The organism is Grimontia marina (assembly GCF_900060185.1).
Taxonomy (GTDB): Bacteria; Pseudomonadota; Gammaproteobacteria; order Enterobacterales; family Vibrionaceae; genus Enterovibrio; species Enterovibrio marinus.
Genome location: NZ_FIZY01000001.1, coordinates 129392 through 151581, shown reverse-complemented (window position 1 = coordinate 151581; position 22190 = coordinate 129392). Strand labels below are relative to the sequence as shown.

At 45.0% G+C, this 22190-nt stretch carries 17 protein-coding genes, 1 tRNA gene and 2 pseudogenes; 4 read left to right on the top strand and 16 right to left on the bottom strand.

Annotated elements, in window-relative coordinates:
• Positions 1-20: 20 nt before the first annotated feature.
• The 4 genes from clpX to GMA8713_RS00680 form a co-directional block, all read right to left on the bottom strand.
• Positions 21-1301 (bottom strand): ATP-dependent protease ATP-binding subunit ClpX, encoded by a 1281-nt coding sequence (clpX, locus tag GMA8713_RS00695; RefSeq protein WP_062704753.1) that lies wholly within the window; start codon positions 1299-1301, stop codon positions 21-23.
• A 138-nt stretch (positions 1302-1439) separates the two neighbouring features.
• Entirely contained in the window at positions 1440-2063 is a 624-nt protein-coding gene (clpP, locus tag GMA8713_RS00690; RefSeq protein ID WP_062704751.1) for an ATP-dependent Clp endopeptidase proteolytic subunit ClpP, read from the bottom strand.
• A gap of 107 nt (positions 2064-2170) precedes the next feature.
• Entirely contained in the window at positions 2171-3472 is a 1302-nt protein-coding gene (tig, locus tag GMA8713_RS00685; RefSeq protein ID WP_062704748.1) for a trigger factor, read from the bottom strand.
• A gap of 456 nt (positions 3473-3928) precedes the next feature.
• Positions 3929-4005, bottom strand: a tRNA-Arg gene (locus GMA8713_RS00680).
• Positions 4006-4293: 288 nt separating this feature from the next.
• Between GMA8713_RS00680 and GMA8713_RS00675 the strand changes: the two genes are divergently transcribed.
• The 3 genes from GMA8713_RS00675 (at position 4294) to folD (ending at position 7144) form a co-directional block, all read left to right on the top strand.
• Positions 4294-4791, top strand: coding sequence for an MgtC/SapB family protein (locus GMA8713_RS00675; protein WP_062704746.1), 498 nt, complete (start codon positions 4294-4296; stop codon positions 4789-4791).
• A 181-nt stretch (positions 4792-4972) separates the two neighbouring features.
• Positions 4973-6160: an MFS transporter gene (locus tag GMA8713_RS00670; protein WP_062704744.1), complete on the top strand. Its 1188-nt coding sequence runs from the start codon at positions 4973-4975 to the stop codon at positions 6158-6160.
• A gap of 129 nt (positions 6161-6289) precedes the next feature.
• Positions 6290-7144 carry a bifunctional methylenetetrahydrofolate dehydrogenase/methenyltetrahydrofolate cyclohydrolase FolD gene (gene folD, locus GMA8713_RS00665; RefSeq protein WP_062704742.1) on the top strand — a complete coding sequence of 285 codons (855 nt, stop codon included), beginning with the start codon at positions 6290-6292 and terminating at the stop codon, positions 7142-7144.
• Positions 7145-7440: 296 nt separating this feature from the next.
• Here the strand turns inward: folD and GMA8713_RS00660 are convergent, their stop codons facing one another.
• From GMA8713_RS00660 to GMA8713_RS00635, 6 genes are all read right to left on the bottom strand, one after another.
• Positions 7441-8607, bottom strand: coding sequence for a nucleotide sugar dehydrogenase (locus GMA8713_RS00660; protein WP_062704739.1), 1167 nt, complete (start codon positions 8605-8607; stop codon positions 7441-7443).
• A 241-nt stretch (positions 8608-8848) separates the two neighbouring features.
• Entirely contained in the window at positions 8849-9961 is a 1113-nt protein-coding gene (locus GMA8713_RS00655; RefSeq protein WP_157515445.1) for a hypothetical protein, read from the bottom strand.
• A gap of 42 nt (positions 9962-10003) precedes the next feature.
• Positions 10004-11086 (bottom strand): hypothetical protein, encoded by a 1083-nt coding sequence (locus tag GMA8713_RS00650; protein ID WP_062704735.1) that lies wholly within the window; start codon positions 11084-11086, stop codon positions 10004-10006.
• 280 nt (positions 11087-11366) lie between these two features.
• A complete protein-coding gene (locus GMA8713_RS00645) occupies positions 11367-12725 on the bottom strand; it encodes an MBL fold metallo-hydrolase RNA specificity domain-containing protein (protein WP_062704733.1) in 1359 nt (452 codons plus the stop codon).
• Between the two features lie 203 nt (positions 12726-12928).
• A complete protein-coding gene (locus GMA8713_RS00640; protein ID WP_084387630.1) occupies positions 12929-13483 on the bottom strand; it encodes a sugar transferase in 555 nt (184 codons plus the stop codon).
• Between the two features lie 18 nt (positions 13484-13501).
• Entirely contained in the window at positions 13502-14449 is a 948-nt protein-coding gene (locus tag GMA8713_RS00635; protein WP_198159437.1) for a UDP-glucose 4-epimerase family protein, read from the bottom strand.
• A 147-nt stretch (positions 14450-14596) separates the two neighbouring features.
• Between GMA8713_RS00635 and GMA8713_RS00630 the strand changes: the two genes are divergently transcribed.
• Entirely contained in the window at positions 14597-16480 is a 1884-nt protein-coding gene (locus GMA8713_RS00630) for a polysaccharide biosynthesis protein (RefSeq protein WP_062704731.1), read from the top strand.
• 62 nt (positions 16481-16542) lie between these two features.
• Here GMA8713_RS00630 and GMA8713_RS26505 read toward each other — a convergent pair.
• From GMA8713_RS26505 to GMA8713_RS00610, 6 genes and pseudogenes are all read right to left on the bottom strand, one after another.
• Positions 16543-16825: pseudogene (locus GMA8713_RS26505) on the bottom strand (transposase).
• Positions 16799-16876: pseudogene (locus GMA8713_RS28720) on the bottom strand (IS200/IS605 family transposase); the annotation flags it as partial. The pseudogenes GMA8713_RS28720 and GMA8713_RS26505, both read right to left, overlap by 27 nt.
• A gap of 236 nt (positions 16877-17112) precedes the next feature.
• Positions 17113-17859 (bottom strand): class I SAM-dependent methyltransferase, encoded by a 747-nt coding sequence (locus tag GMA8713_RS00625; RefSeq protein ID WP_062704729.1) that lies wholly within the window; start codon positions 17857-17859, stop codon positions 17113-17115.
• 1 nt (position 17860) lies between these two features.
• Positions 17861-18688 (bottom strand): glycosyltransferase family protein, encoded by an 828-nt coding sequence (locus tag GMA8713_RS00620; protein ID WP_062704727.1) that lies wholly within the window; start codon positions 18686-18688, stop codon positions 17861-17863.
• Positions 18678-19964 (bottom strand): capsular polysaccharide export protein, LipB/KpsS family, encoded by a 1287-nt coding sequence (locus GMA8713_RS00615; RefSeq protein ID WP_062704725.1) that lies wholly within the window; start codon positions 19962-19964, stop codon positions 18678-18680. Before GMA8713_RS00615 ends, GMA8713_RS00620 begins: the two co-directional genes overlap by 11 nt.
• A gap of 1 nt (position 19965) precedes the next feature.
• A complete protein-coding gene (locus GMA8713_RS00610; RefSeq protein WP_062704723.1) occupies positions 19966-22170 on the bottom strand; it encodes a glycosyltransferase family 2 protein in 2205 nt (734 codons plus the stop codon).
• Between the last annotated feature and the right edge of the window lie 20 nt (positions 22171-22190).

The following is a 22190-nucleotide window of genomic DNA, read 5'->3' as shown; positions in this document are numbered from 1 at the left end:
CAACAGACCCTATCAACGTTTTACTCCGCGCCTGCCGCCTGATTTTCTGATGTTTCATAAATCAGCAGTGGATCAGACTCACCTTTAATGACTGACTCATCAATGACAACCTTGGTCACGTCTTTGCTTGATGGTAGGTCATACATGGTGTCCAGAAGTACTGCTTCCACAATCGAACGCAGGCCACGAGCACCTGTTTTACGATCCATGGCTTTCTTCGCAATCGCTGTCAGTGCATCGTCACGGAACTCTAGCTCAACGCCGTCCAGTTCCAGAAGCGCGCCATACTGCTTAGTGAGCGCATTCTTTGGTTCACGCAGAATCTGCACTAATGCATCTTCATCAAGTTCACCCAGAATCGCACTCACTGGCAGACGACCGATGAATTCCGGAATAAGACCGTATTTCACCAAATCTTCTGGTTCTACTTTGCTAAACAGGTCGCTCAGTGTCGCTTCCTGATCTTTTGAACGCACTTCCGCGCCAAAGCCGATACCACTGCCTTTCGCCACACGCTGATCTACCACTTTGTCGAGACCGGCAAACGCGCCACCACAAATGAACAGGATCTTGGAGGTATCGACCTGCAGGAATTCCTGTTGTGGGTGCTTACGGCCACCTTGTGGTGGAACAGAAGCAATCGTACCTTCAACCAGTTTCAGCAGCGCCTGCTGAACACCTTCGCCCGATACGTCGCGGGTGATAGATGGGTTGTCAGATTTACGTGAAATCTTATCGATTTCATCGATGTATACGATGCCACGTTCTGCTTTTGCCACGTCGTAATCACACTTCTGAAGCAGTTTCTGGATGATGTTTTCAACGTCTTCACCCACATAACCCGCTTCGGTCAATGTCGTGGCATCAGCCATAGTAAACGGCACATCCAAAAAGCGCGCCAGCGTTTCAGCCAACAGTGTCTTACCGCTACCGGTAGGACCAATCAGAAGGATGTTACTTTTACCCAATTCAACGCCATCGGCTGTTGTGTCGCCATTGCGAAGACGTTTGTAGTGGTTATATACCGCTACAGACAATACTTTCTTCGCCCGATCTTGACCGATAACGTAATCATCCAGGTGCGCGCGGATCTCTTGCGGAGTCGGAAGCTCGTTACTGTCGCGCTTAGGCATGACCTCTTTTATTTCTTCACGAATGATGTCGTTACATAGGTCAACACACTCATCGCAGATATAAACAGAAGGTCCAGCAATTAACTTGCGTACTTCATGCTGGCTTTTGCCGCAGAAAGAGCAGTAAAGCAGTTTACCGCTGCCACCGTCTTTTCGCTTGTCTGTCATTCGCTAACCTCTTTAGGCCTTAGCCCATGTTTACCATGATCTGAGTCTATAACATCTCGGGGAATTTTTCCGAGCACCGAGAGACTCAATTCAGAGACAGGAAGTGTCAGACGAACCTAACTGTCTCAGAATTAATAATTAATCGCGTTTATTCAGTACTGCGTCAACCAGACCATAGTCCACTGCATCCTGTGCAGCCATAAAGTTGTCACGATCAGTATCGCGTTCAATCACTTCCAGCGGTTGACCCGTGTGCTCAGCCAACAAAGTATTCAGCTTTTGCTTGATGGTCAAAATTTCTTGCGCGTGGATTTGAATGTCGGACGCCTGACCTTGGAAACCGCCAAGTGGCTGGTGAATCATCACACGTGAGTTCGGCAGGCAGTAACGCTTATCTTTCGCGCCACCCGCTAACAGGAAAGCCCCCATTGAACATGCCTGACCCATACAAACCGTGCTCACGTCTGGTTTAATGTACTGCATAGTGTCGTAAATAGACATACCTGCAGTCACCGAACCACCCGGTGAGTTGATGTAAAGGAAAATGTCTTTATCAGGGTTCTCTGATTCCAGGAACAGCAGCTGTGCAACAACAAGGTTCGCCATATGATCTTCAACCTGACCGGTCAGGAAGATCACACGCTCTTTCAAAAGGCGGGAATAGATGTCATACGAACGTTCACCGCGGGAAGTTTGTTCAACCACCATCGGCACCAATGCATCCATGATAGACGGCATTCCGTTTTTTTCTTGAAAGCTCATAGTGTTATATCCCTAAAATAAATGGCCCGGATGAAATTACTTCATACGGACCATTGTTATCAGAAGAGTGAATTCTAAGTCAATTGTCCACTCAACAATTCTAGCACTTATGCTTGAGCTGGGTTCATCAGCTCAGAGAAAGCTTGCTCTTTTTCAGAAACTTGTGCTTTACCCAGCAGTGCATCGATAGCTTGTTCTTCAAGAGCAACGTTGCGCATGTTTTCCATCAGACGCTGGTCTTTCTCGTAGTAAGCAACAACTTCTGATGGATCTTCGTATGCAGAAGCCATTTCTTCGATCAGCGCTTTCACGCGGTCTTCGTCAGCTTTCAGCTCTTCAGACTTGATCACTTCACCCAGAAGAAGACCAACCACTACGCGGCGTTTTGCTTGCTCTTCAAACAGCTCACTTGGCAGCTCTGGTGCGTTTTCCATGTTGCCACCGAAACGCTGAACTGCTTGCTGGCGGAGAACGTTAACTTCTTGATCGATCAAAGCAGCAGGTACGTCGATGTCGTTGTTAGCAACCAGACCATCGATCACTTGCTCTTTCACTTTGTTCTTAACTGCTTGCTTCAGTTCGCGTTCCATGTTTTTACGAACTTCTGCTTTCAGGCCGTCGACACTGCCATCTTCAACGCCGAAGCGTGCTACAAACTCTTCAGTCAGCTCTGGCAGTTCTTGCGCTTCAACTTTGCTCAGTTTGATGTTGAACTTCGCGGCTTTACCTTTCAGGTTTTCAGCGTGGTAGTCTTCTGGGAAAGTCACGTCGATAGTGAACTCTTCGCCGGCTTTCTTACCAACGATGCCGTCTTCGAAACCTGGAATCATGCGGCCTTGGCCCATAACCAGTGCAAAGCCTTCAGCTTTACCGCCTTCGAACTCTTCACCGTCAACAGAGCCAGAGAAGTCCATCGTTACGCGGCTGCTAGCTTCAGCTGCTGCGTCAACTTCTGACCAAGAAGCCTGCTGCTTACGCAGAGTCTCGATCATCTCAGCAACGTCTTCTTCTTTAACGTCAGCCAGTGGCTTAACCACTTCAACTTTGTCCAGATCTTTCAGCGCGATTTCTGGGTAAACTTCGAAAGAAGCCTTGAATACCAGATCTTTGCCTTCTTCAGCGTCAACTGGAGTGAAAGTTGGTGCACCCGCTGGGTTGATTTTCTCTTTGATGATCGCTTCGATGAAATGACGCTGCATCACTTCACCCATCACGTCGTTACGTACTGCTTTGCCGTACATACGTGAAACCATCTTCAAAGGCACTTTACCTTTACGGAAACCATCGAAACGACGATTTTTAGCAATGTTGCGAAGCTCTGCAGTTACTGCGTCTTCGATGTTTGCTGCTGGAACTGTGATTGTCAGGTGGCGCTCTAGGCCTTCTGTGGTTTCAACGGTAACTTGCATTGTATTAATAACCTCAAAACTTACTCAGGGTCGCTGAGTGATGTTGCCCGGCTTCTGCCGGTAGCATCCTTTCGTGCTACAGCGAATCGTTCGCCATAGCGCCTGTGAATCTGGATACACTGCGCGTTTGCGCGGGTATCGATTAGCCTCAACAAACGAGGCATGATTTTTAAGACGCGCCATTATAGCGGCACCGCCCTGTCGAGTCGAGACGGGCTAGGTCCATCGTCATGTTTCTGTGAGATTGGGGCGGGAAAATGGATTTCAAGGGGTGGAATGCAGGTTTTTGGCGTGTATTTGAACCGAATAAAGCGGTGGCAAAACGGGTTACGGATTACGGATTACGGATTACGGATTACGGATTACGGATTACGGATTACGGATTACGGATTACGGATTACGGATTACGGGGAAGATGTTCGATGAGTGTTTATGGAGAAGTCAAGAGAGATAAAGTGGCACGCCCTACAGGATTCGAACCTGTGACCCACGGCTTAGAAGGCCGTTGCTCTATCCAACTGAGCTAAGGGCGCACTTCATTCACACAGTGTGCGAACGCAGGGCAGGATTATAAAGGCACGAGTTTTATCGTCAACGCTTTTCCTTGCGCTTTGCTGTTAAATGCCTAAGAAACAAACACAGTTAATGCCCTGAGACGAAAAAATCCCTTCTTTTATCCTCTACCTTCGTCATTAAAAAACTTACGCACTGACGATAAAATGATTTCATCGAGTTCGCTATTGTTCTTTTTCTGTCTAAAGCGGATATTTCTGCGCCACAAATACCAAGGGTCAACAGCCCCTAGCCAAGAAGAGAAAGAAATGACTGAAATTTGGGATATCACCCCATTTAGCTGGGAAGGCGTGCTCACCTGTGCGGCCTGCGGATGGATTTTAGGCCTGGAACGCCAACTCCGTGGTAAGCCCGTTGGTATTCGAACGGCCATCCTGATCATTCTTGGGACCTACCTCTTTATGCGTCTGGCAATGTCCCTTTCAGACAACTCTTTGGATCATGCCCGTGTATTGGGTCAGATAGTGACAGGCGTCGGCTTTCTGGGTGCTGGCGTGATGATGGCACGTGATGGTCAAATTCAAGGAGTGACATCTGCGGCTGTCGTCTGGCTGATGGCAGGCCTCGGCATGGTGATCGCTTTTGACTATGGACGCCAGGCGATGCTGCTTTGTGCGTTCGTGCTTTTTGTTCTGGTTGGCCTAGATAAAGTGGAAACCACCTTTTCTTCCCTCACAAAAGGCGTGCATAAACACTGGGAGGAAAAGCGGAAAAAGACGGAAAAACATGCAGATATCATCGACTAGTAAGTGGTCATTCTGTGTGACCATTTTCATTAAAAAATTTCATCGTCACCACAAAATTATCTCTCTTTACGTTTGTGGGTGGCGAAACAATAATCACGCCTGAACGCACCTTTCTCTGCGTGAAAACCTGTGCTTCCTGTGCAGGTTTTTTAATTTCAATTCAGACCATTAAGGAAAAACATTGCAACAGAACCCTGTTATGCAGGCTGATCGCAACAGTCCTCTTGTGCCTGTTCTTAGCCTAAGCCTTTTTGCCGTTGCGTCAGGTTTCCTGATGAGCCTCATTCCGCTTGCGCTTGACGCACGTGGCATGTCGGTGAATCTTGCCTCCTGGCTCGCGAGCGTGTTTTACGCAGGCCTGCTTGGCGGTGCGTTGATCAGTGCGCGCATCGTTGGCAAATTTGGCCATCGCAGTTCGTTAGTTGCGTTTTTACTTATCGTCGTCAGTACTGTGGGCTTGATGGCGTTCAGCGCATCACCGGCAGCATGGCTGTTTGTACGCTTTGTGGCTGGTGTTGCCGTAGCCGGTGTTTTTGTTGTTATTGAATCATGGCTGCTGATGGCTGACTCAGAGAAAGCACGCGCCAAGCGTCTGGGCCTTTACATGGCTTCGCTTTACGGCGGCTCAGCGCTCGGCCAGCTTGGCATCGGTATGTTCGGAACCGAAGGCGCGATGCCACTGATTGTGGTCGCCACTTTGTTCTCAGCTGCGATTTTGCCACCACTGGTGTTCAAAAGAGGTCGCCCGAAAGCAGTTGGCCATGCCAGCATCAAAGTCAGCGAAATGAAAACCCTGCCAGTAGCGGCCTACATTGGTTGCATTGTGTCAGGCTTGGTGTTGGGCTCTATTTATGGCCTGCTGCCATTGGAGCTTGAAAGCAATTACAGTCACGATCAAGTCGGCGCATTGATGGCAATCGTGATCTTGGGCGGCATGGTAGTGCAACCTCTGGTGAGCTGGCTGAACTCTCGCATGGAAAAAGCCCTGCTGATGGCCTTGTTCTGTTTCCTGGGCTTGCTTTCCATCGCCATGATTGAAATCGCCACAGTAACAGGCGGCGTGATGGCAGGTATGTTCCTGTTGGGTGCATCAGCATTTGCACTCTACCCGGTGGCTATCACCCTGGCTTGCCGCAACGTCGATGAATCAAAAATCGTGGCAGCAGCAGAGCTGATGCTACTGAGCTACAGCGTGGGTTCGGTGATTGGTCCGATCGTGGCCGGTGAAGCTATGTCCATGAAAGGCGGCCTGATGCTCTACTTCGTGGTCTGTTTCGCGGCAACGCTACTGTATATGCTGGGTTCCACCAAACGTAACCGCTCTACCGGCACAGATGGCGTCGACGAAGCGGTATCTGTCGATATCTAATCATTCAGCCCAACACAAGACGTTGGGCTTTAAATTCGCGACCTACGCAAACGTTTGCGCTATAGCCATGTCACATTTTTTTTGTCAAAATAGCGGCACTTTCCCGTCTATCTTCGCCAAAGGAAAAACATGGCCGCCCAAATCATTGATGGAAAACTTATTTCGCAGACCGTTCGACAAGAAGTTGCTGCACGTGTTGAAGCAAGAAAAGCGGCTGGCCTCAGAGCCCCCGGCCTTGCGGTAGTGCTGGTCGGCGACGACCCTGCCTCGCAAGTTTACGTTGGCAGTAAACGTCGTGTTTGTGAAGAAGTCGGCTTTGTTTCCAAGTCCTATGACCTTCCTTCGACCACCAGCGAAGCAGAGCTTCTGGGTTTGATTGATGACCTGAATGCTGACCCAGACATCGACGGCATCCTGGTTCAACTGCCGCTTCCCGCACAAATGGATCCAACCAATGTGCTTGAGCGCATTCACCCAGAGAAAGATGTTGACGGTTTCCACCCATACAACGTCGGCCGCCTGTGCCAGCGCATGCCAAAGCTACGCTCATGCACACCAAAAGGCATCATCACTCTGCTTGAACGCTACAATGTGCCGCTGCGTGGTAAGCATGCTGTTGTTGTTGGTGCTTCCAACATTGTCGGCCGCCCAATGACGATGGAACTGCTTCTGGCGGGCTGCACCACCACCACGTGCCACCGTTTCACCAAAGATTTGGAAGGCCATGTCCGCCAGGCAGATTTACTGGTTGTCGCGGTAGGTAAACCCAACTTCATTCCGGGTGATTGGGTTAAACCGGGTGCTGTGGTGATTGATGTCGGTATTAACCGCTTAGATGATGGAAAACTGGTCGGTGATGTGGAATACGGTGTGGCCGCAGAGAAAGCCAGCCATATTACCCCAGTACCCGGCGGCGTAGGCCCAATGACAGTAGCAACGCTAATTGAGAATACGCTGCTGGCCTGTGAGCAGTACCATTCTTAAACGAACGATAAAGGGTAGTGATTTGCTACCATAGGGTCTGTTGATCTTTGGTGGTTAAATTTTGTTCTAGCCCTAAGCGTTTTAGGCGCGGCGAGGTGTGTGACGCCTAGTTATTCTAAGCAAATACACCTCAACAAAGCATAAAACGGTTAGGGCAGAACCCTTCGGGCAGCGTTTGTGGGGACTTTCTCCTGCGTTATCGGCTTCTCATGTAGGCCAGCTACACATCGAAGCCTCTGCCTTGTATAAAGCCCCCACACACTGCTGCAAAAATCATCACCAAAGGTCAATAGACCCTAATCTTTTTGGAACAAATCCCGCGTGTAGACTTTATCTTTTACATCCAACAAAGCGTCATCCATTCTGTTAGAAACAATAATATCCACCGCCTCTTTAAACACGGCCAAATCCGTCACCACCAGCGAGTTGAACAAGGTCTGTTCCTTATAAACAGGCTCATAAATCACAATCTCTATGCCTTTCGCCTTCAACCTTTTCATCACGCCAAGAATCGAAGAAGCCCGAAAGTTGTCAGAACCCGACTTCATGATCAGGCGGAAAATACCCACGGTTCTGGGCTTTCGTTTCAATATAGATTCAGCAATAAAGTCTTTTCGCGTGCGGTTCGCATCAACAATGGCGCCGATAATGTTATTGGGTACGGACTGATAGTTGGCGAGAAGCTGCTTGGTGTCTTTCGGTAAGCAATAGCCACCATAACCAAAAGAAGGGTTGTTGTAGTGATGGCCAATCCGCGGGTCTAAACACACCCCTTCAATGATCTGTTTCGAATCCAGCCCCAAAGATTCCGCATAAGAGTCCAGCTCGTTAAAGTACGCAACGCGCATCGCAAGATAAGTATTGGAAAAAAGCTTCACCGCTTCTGCTTCCGTCGAATGCACAAACAGAGTTTGGACTTCTTCTGCTAACGCGCCTTCATTCATCAGTGCCGCGTAGGTTTTTGCCTGCTCAGAAAAATCACCGACGATGATTCGGGAAGGGTAAAGGTTGTCGTAAAGCGCACGACCTTCTCTTAGAAACTCCGGGGAGAACAAAATATTGTCAGCATGATGCCGCTTGCGGAGCGAGTGGGTAAAGCCGACGGGCACCGTCGATTTAATCACGATGGGGATAGCAGGGTTCACCGACAGAATGTCAGCGACAACCGTCTCGACACTACTGGTATCAAAGAAGTTGGTCTCCGGATCGTAATCGGTGGGAGTGGTCACCAAAATAAGCTCCGCCCAATGGTAGGCAGTGTGAGCATCGGTGGTCGCGTAGAATCTCAGCTCTGGGTCTTGGAGAAAATGTTCTATCTCGGTATCTGAGATAGGAGATTGACCTTGATTCAGTAAATCCACTTTGTCCTGAATAATATCAACCGCAACGACGTCGTTATGTTGTGCCAGCAGCATTGCATTGGAAAGACCGACATACCCAGTACCAACCACTGCTACCTTCATCTATCGTCCATCCTCTTTTCATCCCTTCAGCAAAGCACGTAGTCAATTAGCTTCAGGTTAAGTGTCAAGGATGACACTTTTCTTATTATTTAGAGTCATGGAGATGAAGGTTTAGCTCAAAGGTCGAATTCTCCTATCTTCCGGTGATTACGAACCTAAAGGCTAAACAATAGAAAGGCTCCCCAATAGGAACCTTTCCAGATAAAGGGAGTGTTAAACTGGGAAGACATGTTAGTCTTGGTCACTCCTTACCCAACAGCTCATTCGCCTTCTCTTGCCACCCTTTCACTTCGCTTTTCTTATCTTCAAACGCTTTAAGCAAATCGACTGTCAGAAAATAGCCTACGTCACCATCGCGTTCGGTGACGCCGAATGAATAACTGTTTTCGATATGGAACATCAGACCATGACCGAAGTCATCAACGCCCGCCCGGTCGGAATAGGTGCTGACAATCGACGCTCCGCAGGCAAAGTTTGCGCCGAAACAGGATTGCCAGGCATTAATACCTATCCATTCCACAGCCAGTGCCGCTTTGAATTGACTGCCATCAGCGGCGTCATCAACGTATTCCATCAACACACTTGGGTGAAAGGCAAAAAACTGGTATTCCGGTGGCAACTGGAAATGACTTTCTTTCAGGTAATCGCTATAGATACCCGCCGTCAACAGCCGATCGAACAATGTTTGTGAGCGTGCCTCTGTAAGATAGCGATCCCAGGCCTCACTGTATGCAATTGATAATTTTGCCATCTGGAGGGCATTTTCTTCCCTCACCGCATTCCGATAAGAAGCCACCGCATCTGACCAACCCTCTAAGTAAGACTGACAGACATTCGTCCCGCCGCCGGGCACTTCACAGCCCATGACTGCAGCACAAGCGGCTTCTCGGCTTTCCGTATCAAAATACACCGTATCTTTGGTATTTTTCGCGCCAAAATGGACCCTATCACCCCGGAGATCGTCCAGATCATCATTGACGGCAAACTTGAGCCCAGCCAAGCTTTCTGTATTTGACTGCCACTCACCATCAACCAGATTCTGTTCAAGCAACAGTGTGACCAGCCTGTCAGCCCCACGCCCCTGCTGAACGCCGAACACAGTATTCACTTCCACCGCACTGCGCTGTATCGACTCCTTCCAATCCCGGGCTTTCTGGATTTCCTGACTGCTTAATGGCCGCGATTCCAACTTCGCCAACAGCAAGGCATCACCCAGTGCTTTTGAAGAGCCTGTCACTTTTTTTGACCAATAGGCGGTGCCACTGTCCGGTACCTTGCAGGTTGCAGCAACCCCACTCACACTGAACAAAGAAGCCAAAAGCAGTACAATTAACTGAACCGATAGTTTCATCATGCGTCTCCTGCTTATAACCAAACAACCTGAAGATACTTGTATTCAGAGGTCATCAATAAATGTTTTGAAATCTTTCAGCATCTTAATGAAGGCACTGAAGTCCTCTACCGAATCTATCTCCTTTACATGGTCACCGATTTGGTCAATCTTAGCGAAAGCACCGACGACACTGTCCCGGACCTGTCTCGCTTCCTCCCTAGGGGGAGAGAAAGTGCCAGAGGGCATCACGCGTCGTAAAAACGGGTCAGCCACTAAGGGGTCGGAAAGGTATCCGCCGAGATCATGAGGGTTCTTTGAAGTGAACAAGTCTTTGGTGCGTATTTCCCGGTAAATTTCCTCAAAATCGTCAGCGGCAACCCAGTTATCTTCAAGTTCCGGTTCAAAACGCTTGAATAGGGTAAAAGGGTCAAAGCGGTGATAGACATTGTAAAAATAGCGAATAGCGCCCGTTCCGGTGCCACTGGGCTTTACCCGGCTGTTATACGGATCGAACCCAGTGCGGATAGGATTAAGCTCAAACAGCAGATTGCTGATATTGGCCACCATCCACAAACTGTCTATTTTGTCTCTTGTCGGATCCAAGGCATACCTGCGACCGGTATTCTGGTCGATAATCCCTCCGGTAAAGGCCTTTTCCAGCGTATCGTGCATGGCAGCCGTTCCCAAAGAGTGAGCCAGAATATGTACATCCCTGTTACCACGCCCGCTCAGCACTTCCACCAGTACTTTTAGCATTTGTACCCGTACCCGCTCACACAGAAGACTGGCGTAAAAAAGCACGTCAGCAAGGTGGGTGGTATAGAAATTATCGTCAGCCAGCTTCCCTTCCAACTTCACCAACTCTTTCACAAAGCGCAGGTCGGCATTGGCCACCGTCCGGAAATAATCACTGACGGGTTTATTGGCTTCAACCAGCCTTTGCCGCTCTTCCTCGAAGATGTTGTTGTATTCAATCGGTACAACATCGACATAGTCTTCAAAGGCCTTATTTTCCTGCTGTAAGCGAGCCTTGATGGTGGGATAACGGTTCAGGGAGAGGTTGGCAGCATCGACCACGGTTTTCTTAAGACTTTGCGCATCATGATCTCCCATTCCGTGAGTCACTATAAGAATGGACTTCTCCATATCTACCTCTACAAATAGCCAGACAAGATGACTGAGTTTTAATACTCGACCAAGTTAGCCTTACAGGGTGTATAGATTTTGATAATACCGGTGAGGGGCTGTTGGAGGGCTGAAGGCGGATGGCTTATTTGCTTGGAGGGAGACTGGAGGTTTTGTGGCTATTTAGGGGGTAGGAGGTGATGGATTACGGATTTTTTCCAATACCCCAACCAGTTCAAGCTTTTCTGGAGTCATCTTTTCCTGTTTCCCATTCTCGTCCCTTAAATCACTTTCTCTTACCCTAGGGGCTGTCTTTTGCCATCACCACCCTCTCCGCCAAACCCCGCTGCTCTATCTCTTTCGCCAGCGCTTCTTGCGCGTCGCTATCACCATGGACGATTCTGATTTCTTTTGGCTTTGTGGGAATGCCTTCGATAAATTGCAGCAGGTCGCTTTGGTCAGCATGGGCGGAGTAACCTGAGATAGCGTGGATGTGGGCGTTGACATCAATCCGTTGATGGTCGATTTCTACCTGCTTTTGCCCGCGTTGTAGTTGACGCCCCAGCGTTCCTCTGGCTTGATAGCCTGCTAATATCAAGTCAGTTCTGGCATCAGGCAATAGCGCTTTCAGGTAGTTTAAAATGCGTCCGCCGTTACACATACCACTGGCAGCGACGACAATCGCAGCCTCGCCAGTTTGTTTAAGGCGGTTAACAAGTGCTTGGTGATCGCGGTGCGAATCGATGGTAATGCATTGTTCAAAAGCAAGTGGATGCCTACCCGCTTCCAATCTGGTTTTCGCTTCTTTTCCCCAAAGGTTTTTGAATTCGCGATACCGTTCAGTCACTTTGGCTGCCATTGGGGAATCGAGTATCACCGGGATTTTCGACCATTCCCGTCTTTCCGGTTCATTCAATTGTGTAGCGAGGATGGCTTCAATATCAAAAAGGAGTTCTTGTGTTCTCCCCACGCTGAATGCAGGAATAAGTATTACGCCACCGTCTAACAATGAACGGTCAATTAAAGCTTTGAGTCTTTGCGCTCTGTGTTCTATTAACTCGTGTACCCCGTCACCATAGGTACTTTCGATCACCAGTACATCTGCTCTTTCAGGTGGCGTTGGGTCTGGGAGCAAAGGCGTATTATTAGGGCCGAGATCACCAGAAAAGACAATCACTTCTTTGCTGGGGAGTTTTATTTCAACATACGCTGAACCAAGGATATGACCCGCTGGCTGAAAGCGGATATCGGCAACCACGCTGCGCTGATGACTCACAGTGTGCCAGGTATGGTAATTGACGGGGACAGTCAGGGATTCAATAAGTTTGAGGATGCGTTGGCGGTCTTTTCTTTTGAGCCCAAGCTGAAGACGAAGCGCATCGTCCAACATCATGGGTACCAGTTTTGCCGTAGCTGGTGTGCAATAAATAGGAGAAGTGAAACCCGTGGCAAGCAGCCAAGGCAGACGGCCAATGTGGTCTATGTGGGCGTGAGTCAGGATCAGGGCATCGATATCATGGACATCAAATTCGATATCAAGTGGCCGGGTTTCGTCACCTTGAAACAAACCACAATCAATGAGCAGCTTTCCGTTTTCTGTGGTGAGTTGATGGCATGAGCCCGTTACGCCGGTTTTGGCACCGTGGTGAGTGATGTGCATGATTTATCTCTGCGATAAGCGGATGTAAACCAGTTTGAACCTTTATAGATTGGAGTAAAGTGAAGGGAAGTTACTGCAGGGAGGAGTTGGTAATTTCGATTGTAATAGATAGGCAGTTTCAAAAGGGATTCGAGCAGATAGGAATATTATGTGGGTGCATTGATAAGGCGCTCCAATAGGGAGCGCTTTTATGGAGAGTTTGATTAGTTTTTGATTCTGTCGCCCGCGCCGCCGCCAGTAGCTGTTTGAATAATGTAGGTAAAGTAAAGTTTCACCGTCAGCGTTTGAATCATCTTTTGATCCCACTCTGCAAGCAACTTGGGTGTCGACATATCAATTTCGTTGACCTGTGCTAAGCCGGTAATTCCAGGTAAAACGTCAAAAACGCCTCTTGAATCGCGCTCGGCAATAAGCTCTTCTTGATTGAAAAGACAAGGACGAGGACCAACTAAGCTCATCTCCCCCTTTACCACATTGATCAGTTGGGGCAATTCGTCTAACTTGGTTTTTCTCAGGAAAGCCCCAAGTTTCGTTACCGAGGAGGCACTGGCGAGATGCGTCGCTACCGATGCTGTGTCCGGTGCCATGGTCCGGAATTTTATCAGGGTAAATGGCTTTTGGTTTTTGCCTACCCGCGTTTGTCGAAAGATTGGAGAACCAGTATCAAAGTAACCAATCACTGTCACGATAAGAAGCACCGGCCAAAGGAAAAGTAGCCCTATTAGGGCAAAGAAAAAGTCAAAGAGTCTTAACATCATTTTTTCTCATAGATTACTTCATTTATCAGACAAAAATGCACTGACAGTTTCCTGAATGCCTTTCTCAAACGAAACAGGAGGTTTCCAGGACAAAGTGTTTAATGTTTCGGTAACGTCTAATTGAAGGTTGCCACAGAGGCGATCAGACAAGTGGGATTTCCCCAACACTTTAGCGCCTACTTCTATCAAGCTCTGCGGTATTGGAATAAGCCGAGAAGGTCTGGCCATACTATCGGCAATCTGCTGCATGAGTTTTGTTGTCGAGACATCATCGTTATCCGACACCAAGAATGTTCTGTTGGCTGCATTCGGGTGCTCGCAACAAGTCAAAATGAGCGAGACGAGGTTGTCTATATAAACCAAGCTACGTTGGTTATTGATTGCGCCAAATGGGAGCGGAATGCCTTTGCGCATGAGCTTCATCATGGATTCAAAGTTGGCTTTAACACCTGGGCCATAAACCAGAGGTGGCCTTATGATAACCACTTCCATTCCCGTTTCTTCAGCTATCTCCCTCAGGCCAATTTCAGCTTCATATTTGCTCAAGCCGTATGGATCTGTCGGGGCATCAGCCAGAGTAGGTTCAAATGCTTCATCTTTTCCGGTTTTCTCCCCATTGACTTTAATAGAGCTGATAAAGACGAAACGCTTAACGCCACTTTGAGCAGCCTGCCGAGCAAGGTTTAATGTGCCTAAGGTGTTAACTTCACGATAAGAAGCCAAAACATCTTCAGGACTTTGGGATTCTGTCATTTGGTGAACACGAGCGGCGCAATGAACAACCACGTCTACGCCTGTTAAAGGAGAAGACCAGTCTGTATCGCCATCAATCGAAGTAACAAACTGCGACTCTAGATTTATCGTTGCGCTGCGCGACTGGTATGTGCACTGCCACCCCAAGGATGTTCCAGCTTCAACAACCCGTCTTCCTACAAAGCCACTGCCACCAGTCACAAAAAAGTTCACCGTTTCACTTACTCTAGGTCTTAAAACGCACGATTCTAGCATGAGACAGTGGCGGCCAGCATCAAACATCCCTAAAATGTCCGCATACTTGGCTTGCTGCTCCATCGTCAACTCATTTAAAAATTATAACGAGAACTACAACACCCAATGTTTACACCGATTCAGTTGCTTCTTAGTGCGCAGCGAAAAAATAAGAGAATTATCAGCATCATATACGACCTCTTAGCTGTCACATTCTCTTTGTACTTCGCAATGGCTTTACGTCTGGATACATTCAACATTTCCTTTGGCCCAGAGGAAATTGCATGTCTGGTTATCACGGGTGGCGTCACTGTCTTTTGCTTTGTGAAGTTGGGCATGTATCGAGCGATACTTCGTTATATGATGATGCCTGCGATTGGCAACATCTTTATTGCAGTCGTGCTATCTTCAATTACTCTTGCCCTCAGTGGTTTTTTCCTGCAGGCATTTATTCCACGAAGTGTTCCTTTTATCTACTCTGGCCTCGCTATGATTATGCTGGGCGCACCACGAATTATCATTAGAACTGTCTATTATCACTACTACCGTCGTCAAAAACCGAATGTGTTCATATATGGCGCGGGTAGCACTGGTCGTGATCTTGCTTATGCACTTATCCAAGGCGACGAATATCACCCGGTCATATTCCTCGATGACGACCCCAAAAAGAGTGGCCAGATAATCACCGGGGTTAAAGTTCATCATGCAGACGAATTCGCACGGTTAAAGTCTCTCTATCAGCCAGTCAAATTACTCCTTGCTATAAACAATATTAATAAGGGTGATAGGTTAAGACTTCTCGACAAACTCTCAACCTGGCCAATAGAGGTACAATCCGTGCCTTCCGTAGAAGACATTGCAGCAGGTAAAGCATTGGCTACGGAAGTTCGAGACCTAGACATTGCTGATTTACTCGGCCGTCAGGCAGTCGAACCTGATTTTGAACTTCTCGGAAAAAACATAATTGGGAAAAATATCTTAGTTACAGGGGCTGGTGGCTCCATTGGTTCAGAGCTCTGTCGTCAAATCCTTGCTCAATCTCCAAGAAAACTGGTTCTTTTTGAGCTTAACGAGTACAACCTTTACTCGATCCATCAAGAACTGACTTCTCTCGCTCAACGCCAGAGTTTTAACGTTGAGATAGTGGCAGCTTTAGGCTCGGTTCAGAAAGAAAATAGAATGACAAAATTGATGGTCAATAACGCCATTGATACGGTTTATCATTCAGCTGCTTATAAGCATGTCCCTCTAGTAGAAGACAACATCATTGAGGGAATTCGCAATAATGTATTCGGTACGCTCCATTGCGCGAATGCTGCTATTGAGGCCGGAGTTAAAAATTTCACCCTAATTTCGACCGATAAAGCGGTTCGCCCAACCAATGTGATGGGTGCCAGCAAGCGAATGGCAGAGTTAGTACTCCAAGCTCTTGCCGACAAGGGAACATCGACTTGTTTCACTATGGTTCGTTTCGGAAACGTACTAGGCTCTTCAGGATCTGTTGTCCCTCTATTCAAAAAGCAGATTCGCGAAGGAGGTCCGGTTACTGTTACTCATCCAGACATTATCCGCTACTTTATGCTGATTCCTGAGGCAGCGCAGTTAGTCATCCAAGCTGGTGCTATGGGACACAACGGCCAAGTTTTCGTACTTGATATGGGTGAGGCAGTTAAGATCGTCGATTTAGCGAAAAGAATGATAAATCTTATGGGGATGAAGGAGTTCTATGATGGTCAATCCGATGAGGGAGATATCGAAATTCGCTTCACTGGGTTAAGACCTGGCGAGAAGTTGTTTGAAGAGCTTTTGATTGGTGAGAATGTAGAAGGCACTAGTCACGCTAAAATAATGACTGCTAGTGAAGAGAAAATGAACTGGAAAGAAATGGAGAATACCTTAAAAGAGCTTGACCAGCACTGTCATGATTTTGAATTTGAATATATTAAGACTATGCTTAAAAAACTACCAATCAACTATAAACCACGAGAAGAAGTTCGTAACGACCAGTGAGTAAAAAGCCACCTGCAGAGCAGGTGGCTTTGAAACGGCCCCCTAGAAGGGGGCTGTCGACATTAATGTTTTATATCTAACTCCATTTGACGTAGCTCCTCCTCCTTGGCAACCTTGTCTTGATATCTTACCTATCTTCTAATTATCTCTTCGTTAGCTCCTACAGAATCGACAAAGTATCCCATTTGCCAGAAGTGGCTACCCCATAGTTTCTTCTTTCTCAGGTACGGAAATTTGGCAAAAAGCTTTATCACTGTTCGACCTTTTACAAATCCTACTAGCTCCGAAACGCTCAAGCTCGGAGGCGTTCTCACCTCTAAATCTGTATTTCGGAGTCCAAACTATATGGTACTGACAGCGATAAAATACATGCGACGATGAGTCATATCTGCTCATGCTACTTACTCCTTCGATTTGCTGGTAACAAACGATGACAGTATCTAGCATGAGCTCTTTACGGGCTTAGCCCCGATTTAACTTAACGATCACCACCTCCATAGGAGGTGGTTTAAGACTGACAATGAAAAATGGCTTTTGTATCATTAAGAACATAGATACTCTTATGCAAAAGCCATTGATTTAATAGTGTTACAGACTTAACTCACGTTTACTACTCAGTTTGTGATAAAAGTTTACCAATTCACGTTATAAATACGACCATCAAAGCAGTCAGTTTCGCCAATTGCATCTCTTATCTGCTTTGGGAAATATTGAGACAGGTACTGAATATCACCAGAATCATAAGTCAAACCAGACAGGTCAAGGTCGTCTGACGCCCTTACTATTATGGATATGTTATAACCATAGGTATGTATAGATGCTTCTCGACAATCAAAGCCAGCAAGAACCATTTGATATAATAATAGACCTGCGTTGTACAGATTAATGTGCCCACCAACAATGTCATGCTTTAGAGGTGGCACTGAAATAGCAACGAGACCACCAGTTTTTGTATCAGACCTGATTTTTTTCAAAAAAAGATTTGGATTAGGTTGATGCTCTAAAACGTGTGATAGCCATATACAGTCGAACTTTTCTTGGGGTTCATATTTCATGTAGTCACAAGTGACTGCAATTTTATCATCTTCCGCTTTTTTAAAATAAATTGATTCACCGTAATCAAGCGCAGTAACTTTCTTTCCACTTTCAATGAACAATTGAGCGTGTCTACCCTCTCCCGATCCTATATCAAGAACTGTTTCAAAGTCATAATCTCGTATTAACTTTATTAGAGCTTCATCAGCCATTAGTCCATAATACTTTGCTGATTTGTCTTGCTCCTTTCTATCAAATTTCTGAACAATATAAGGGTGCTCAGAGAAGTAATCTAATATCTTTAACTTTAGTGATTTGGGGAACAACCGTTTCAATATGGTCATTTTAAAAAACCTTTACTCCATGCTGATAGAAAAATCCAAGCATTGATTTTAGGAAATATGAAATATGCTTAAATCCTTTCTTTCCCGTATGACCACCAAAATGAGATACAACAAAACCTGGGCAGTATACAAGTTTGCCTAATCTTCTTAGTCTAATAGATAAATCGAAGTCTTCGAAATATAGGAAGTATCTATCATCAAAACTACCAATTTCTATCAAGTGCTTTTTGCGCAATAGCATGCAGCAGCCTGTAGCTATTTCCACAGAAGCTGGCTCGTCTGCCTCTAATAGATCTCGACATTCGTAGTCTCGCAATTTTTTACTAAACAGGCCATTCAAAAACTCGTTATTCATAAATCGTAGAGAGAGCACCAATATGGAAGGGTATCGCTTGATACCAGAGATTACGCCTTGTTCTTCATCTACTATTTTAGGAGAAACAAGAATATTATCTTGTGTACATTTGATAAGTTCAAGTGCATGCGTCATGGAATCTTTTTCAAAAATCACGTCGGGATTCAAGACAAGATGATAATATCCATCGCCGATTTCAATACAACGATTGTTTGCTGCACCATAACCTGGGTTTTGATCAAGTGTTAAAAAGTTAACTGCATATTTCAGTTTTACATCAACACTTTCCACCAATAAGCGAAAGGATTTAAAATCGAAATCTCCCTTATTATCTGCAATGTAAACATTAACTTCAGTAAGGAAAGAGCTATCACATGAAACTAAAAGAGATGAAACAACATCAAAGATTTCATTTTTTGAGTGTCCATATACAACTATAGAGACATCTAATGTATTCAGGTTACTATCTAGCATTTTGAGAAAACCTGCGATTAATCTTGACTAGAATACGCTCTAACTTTTCTCCGAATATATAAGCAAAATTAGACTTTATTTGATAAACATGCTTATCAAGTGTGACAGCGGTATCCTTCAAAGACTCTATTTCAAGAATCTTTTTCTCAAGGTGTCTAAGTCGCAAATCAAAACGTTTTTGCTTTAGTCCATTTAAATAGTCGTGGTCTTGGGAGGTTACAATGAAATAGTTCAATATATCATCTAAACATGTTACTTTTGCTTTCTTAGGATTAAAGTAAATCACTTGATATAAGTAAGCTGCGTAAAAAAGTTCTTCTAAAGACCTATTTGCTTTTCGGTTAGAAAAGACCTTTCGATCACTCGTAAGGCCCCACCCCGCATAAAACGGCTTGCCATATACATTCACCTGTTTACCACACATCAAAGCTTCAAACCCCATTTGTGTGGTAGCACAATATACTATGTCTACTTCTTTTAATAACTCTATCGAATTTACATTATCGCTTAGAATAGTTACCCCAAAAGATGAGAGTTCCTCGACAGAGTAATGGCCTTTGCGAATCCCTAAAATTGACTCTGGGTGAAGCTTAACGATAATTTCTTTATCAGGATGCTCAGAGATTGCATCCTTTAGCATATTATCAAAGTCGCTTGTATCTGCACCACCCATTACGATGGACATATCTCCGTAAACCTGATCGATTACTAAAACTTTGCCATTATCAGCATCAGGAAGAGATGGTTTTTTAGGAGAAAGATACTTGGTCAGACTATTATTGACTATTTTAGATATATATTCCGCACACTCACCTTTCTGTGATTCATTCAGCTCAAAATCAGCACTATTTAATAAGTCTAATATGGAAGAATTATGATGGGAGTCATAATAACATCCCTTATTATCCAATCTAATTGATGCAGATACTTCCCCGAAACTCATCGGAAAGAAAGACCTTAGAAAACCATCCTCAATAATCAAGATTGGCTTTTTCTTTATCTGCGCATAGCTAAGTATCTTGGAAGCATTTTCGTCGACTGGTGAAACTCCCCAGATAACAAAGAAGTCTATCTCCTTATCAGCAGGTTCACCTTTGGTATAACAATAAAAATCGGAAACATTGAGTATTTTCTCAGCTAACTTCGGAAACTCGCCGTCAAATTCCTTTTCAATAAAAAGGGACATCCCATATGCACTATGCTTTCCATCTAAAAGCGATAAATCGAAAGGATACTTCCTTAAATGCTCGTCCAATTCTTCTCGAAATTGATTCATGTTATACCTGCATAGCTTTAAGCATTACTTCTGTCGCCTTTTCAATATTAACTCCTGGCAACACAAAGCTAGATTGTTCATAACGTTCTTCTGTATTTGCTATTTTTTCCGAAGCTATAACCAAACTTTCAAACATTGACTGAACATTGTTATCACAGCTAACTATGTTGGAAGAATAGGAAGATAAATCTCGGTTTTCGAATCTGTTAACGACAGTAACTATGCCTGCACGCGGGAATTCTAAACAAGGATACGCAAAGGCTGGCGATATAATACAAGACATACCTACATTAAACTGTTTTAAGAAATTAACGTAATCTCTATAATCCACTTTTCCGTGATTCTTGATTGTAACACCGCGATACTCAATGTCATCAGCCTTCTCACCAATACCAGTTATTTCTAAACCATTTAGCATCTGCGGTTTATTATCAGTAATATGGTCAATAAATAGTTTTAAAGCCTCAACTTTTAGCGCGTAAACATTTTTATCGACTGTAGGCCTAGAATAGAATACAAGCTTGATATCACTTGTGTTCATATTGCTGGCTGGTAAAGGCTTAGTATCGCAAGGTTCACCATGAAGAACTTGTTCGTCATTCCATCCGTCAATAATACCTAGAGACTTCATGTAGCCACACACAAAAACAGAGTTGTTATATATTGGATAGTAGCCTTTGTCTTCTAACGTTGCTTTTGACCGAATGTATTCGCTGCCCCATCTATAAAGCATTGATGGTTCATAATCTTGAATGATGTAAACAAAGTTATCGTTTTCAAAATGTTGCAACTTGCGAAACTTAATAAAATCTTCTGCTGGCTCCCAGAATCCAGCTATGAATTGATCCGATTTGTTAAATCTAATTTGATTATTTCGATACGTTGAAGCACTGATGACTTCTACATGTTCAGATACAATTTTTCCTTCTACCTTGAAGTTTTCATCAACAAAACCAAGAAATTCTTGGATTAACTCTTCCGAATGCAATCCATAATTAATGACCCTTACCTTTTCATTACGAGAAATGATTGTTGGGATCATTTTAAGGATGGTGTTTAGCCCCCCCATTGCCCATTTTTTTTCAATCGTCCAAATACCTATATTGATTCTTTTTTTGACTGAAAAATCCTCGAAAGCTGCAAAATTAACGTCTTTATTAGCTGTTAATACAGCCATTGATATGGATAGTATTCGATTGAATACAGGAATTTTATGGAAAATCCTGTATCTGTTAATTTTCGACAGAACTCTAAACAAAAACTTTAGAGCACTAGGCGGTAAAGCATGGTAAATTGCCTTCATTACTTTAAACAAGGGGCGCATAACGACAATCCCGAAAACTCTTCTTAAAAACAGTACGAACGTAGCCAGATAAAACCTACAGTAGTGATACCAAAAGAACTTAAGCCCATTTTTGTAACTTCCGCTAGAAAAACAATCTTTCAAAATCCCGTTGTTTAATTTTGAAATTTTTTGTCGAATATCACTTTTGCTTTGTTCATTAAACTGACCACACATCCCAGTGTTTACTATTCGATATTTCACTAACACTTCAGGAACCTTCGAGATCAGAAGTCCACGATTAATAGCTCTGTTGTATAGATCCCAGTCTTCTGCAAATACATCCTCTCTGTACATTATTTTTTTAAATGCATCTGTTCGACCAAAAAGAGAACTATGGCAGATTCTTGTTGTTTTGTAGGTTTCAGCGGTTATTAGTTGGGTTGTACGCTCAGTATCGTGAGAAGGATCTATAAAGTTAAAATGAATTTCTTCCATAGCAGACGTCGTAGCGTACGCACTGCCCACATTGTCATCATCATAAAAACATTTAACTAGAGTACCTACGAAAGATAATTCGGGATTACTCTCCATAAAATCAAATTGAGTTTGGAACCTATGAGAGAGGGAAATATCATCGGCATCCATGCGAGCTATGTATTTTCCTCTAGCAGCTCGAATACCAACATTAAGGCTAGCTGGCAGTTTCTTGTTGACTGCATTGTTAATAATGCGGATTCGCGCATCACTAGCTGCATAGCTCTCCAAAATGGAAAGTGAGTTATCGGTGGAACAGTCGTTTATAACAATTAATTCAAACTCTATAAAACTTTGACCAAGAATAGAATCAAGTGTTTCTGCTATATACTTTTCGCCGTTATAAACAGACATAACGACCGAAATAGTTGGATTATCTATATTCATAATTTCCGAGTTTTTAATGT

Excerpts from the sequence above, each read along its gene's own strand:
- GMA8713_RS00615 (WP_062704725.1), bottom strand. The coding sequence starts at position 19,964 with ATGAATCAATTTCGAGAAGAATTGGACGAGCATTTAAGGAAGTATCCT.
- folD (WP_062704742.1), top strand. The coding sequence starts at position 6,290 with ATGGCCGCCCAAATCATTGATGGAAAACTTATTTCGCAGACCGTTCGA.
- GMA8713_RS00620 (WP_062704727.1), bottom strand. The coding sequence starts at position 18,688 with ATGCTAGATAGTAACCTGAATACATTAGATGTCTCTATAGTTGTATAT.
- GMA8713_RS00650 (WP_062704735.1), bottom strand. The coding sequence starts at position 11,086 with ATGGAGAAGTCCATTCTTATAGTGACTCACGGAATGGGAGATCATGAT.
- GMA8713_RS00655 (WP_157515445.1), bottom strand. The coding sequence starts at position 9,961 with ATGATGAAACTATCGGTTCAGTTAATTGTACTGCTTTTGGCTTCTTTG.
- GMA8713_RS00630 (WP_062704731.1), top strand. The coding sequence starts at position 14,597 with ATGTTTACACCGATTCAGTTGCTTCTTAGTGCGCAGCGAAAAAATAAG.
- clpP (WP_062704751.1), bottom strand. The coding sequence starts at position 2,063 with ATGAGCTTTCAAGAAAAAAACGGAATGCCGTCTATCATGGATGCATTG.
- GMA8713_RS00625 (WP_062704729.1), bottom strand. The coding sequence starts at position 17,859 with ATGACCATATTGAAACGGTTGTTCCCCAAATCACTAAAGTTAAAGATA.
- GMA8713_RS00610 (WP_062704723.1), bottom strand. The coding sequence starts at position 22,170 with ATGAATATAGATAATCCAACTATTTCGGTCGTTATGTCTGTTTATAAC.
- GMA8713_RS00645 (WP_062704733.1), bottom strand. The coding sequence starts at position 12,725 with ATGCACATCACTCACCACGGTGCCAAAACCGGCGTAACGGGCTCATGC.
- GMA8713_RS00660 (WP_062704739.1), bottom strand. The coding sequence starts at position 8,607 with ATGAAGGTAGCAGTGGTTGGTACTGGGTATGTCGGTCTTTCCAATGCA.
- clpX (WP_062704753.1), bottom strand. The coding sequence starts at position 1,301 with ATGACAGACAAGCGAAAAGACGGTGGCAGCGGTAAACTGCTTTACTGC.
- GMA8713_RS00640 (WP_084387630.1), bottom strand. The coding sequence starts at position 13,483 with ATGATGTTAAGACTCTTTGACTTTTTCTTTGCCCTAATAGGGCTACTT.
- GMA8713_RS00675 (WP_062704746.1), top strand. The coding sequence starts at position 4,294 with ATGACTGAAATTTGGGATATCACCCCATTTAGCTGGGAAGGCGTGCTC.
- tig (WP_062704748.1), bottom strand. The coding sequence starts at position 3,472 with ATGCAAGTTACCGTTGAAACCACAGAAGGCCTAGAGCGCCACCTGACA.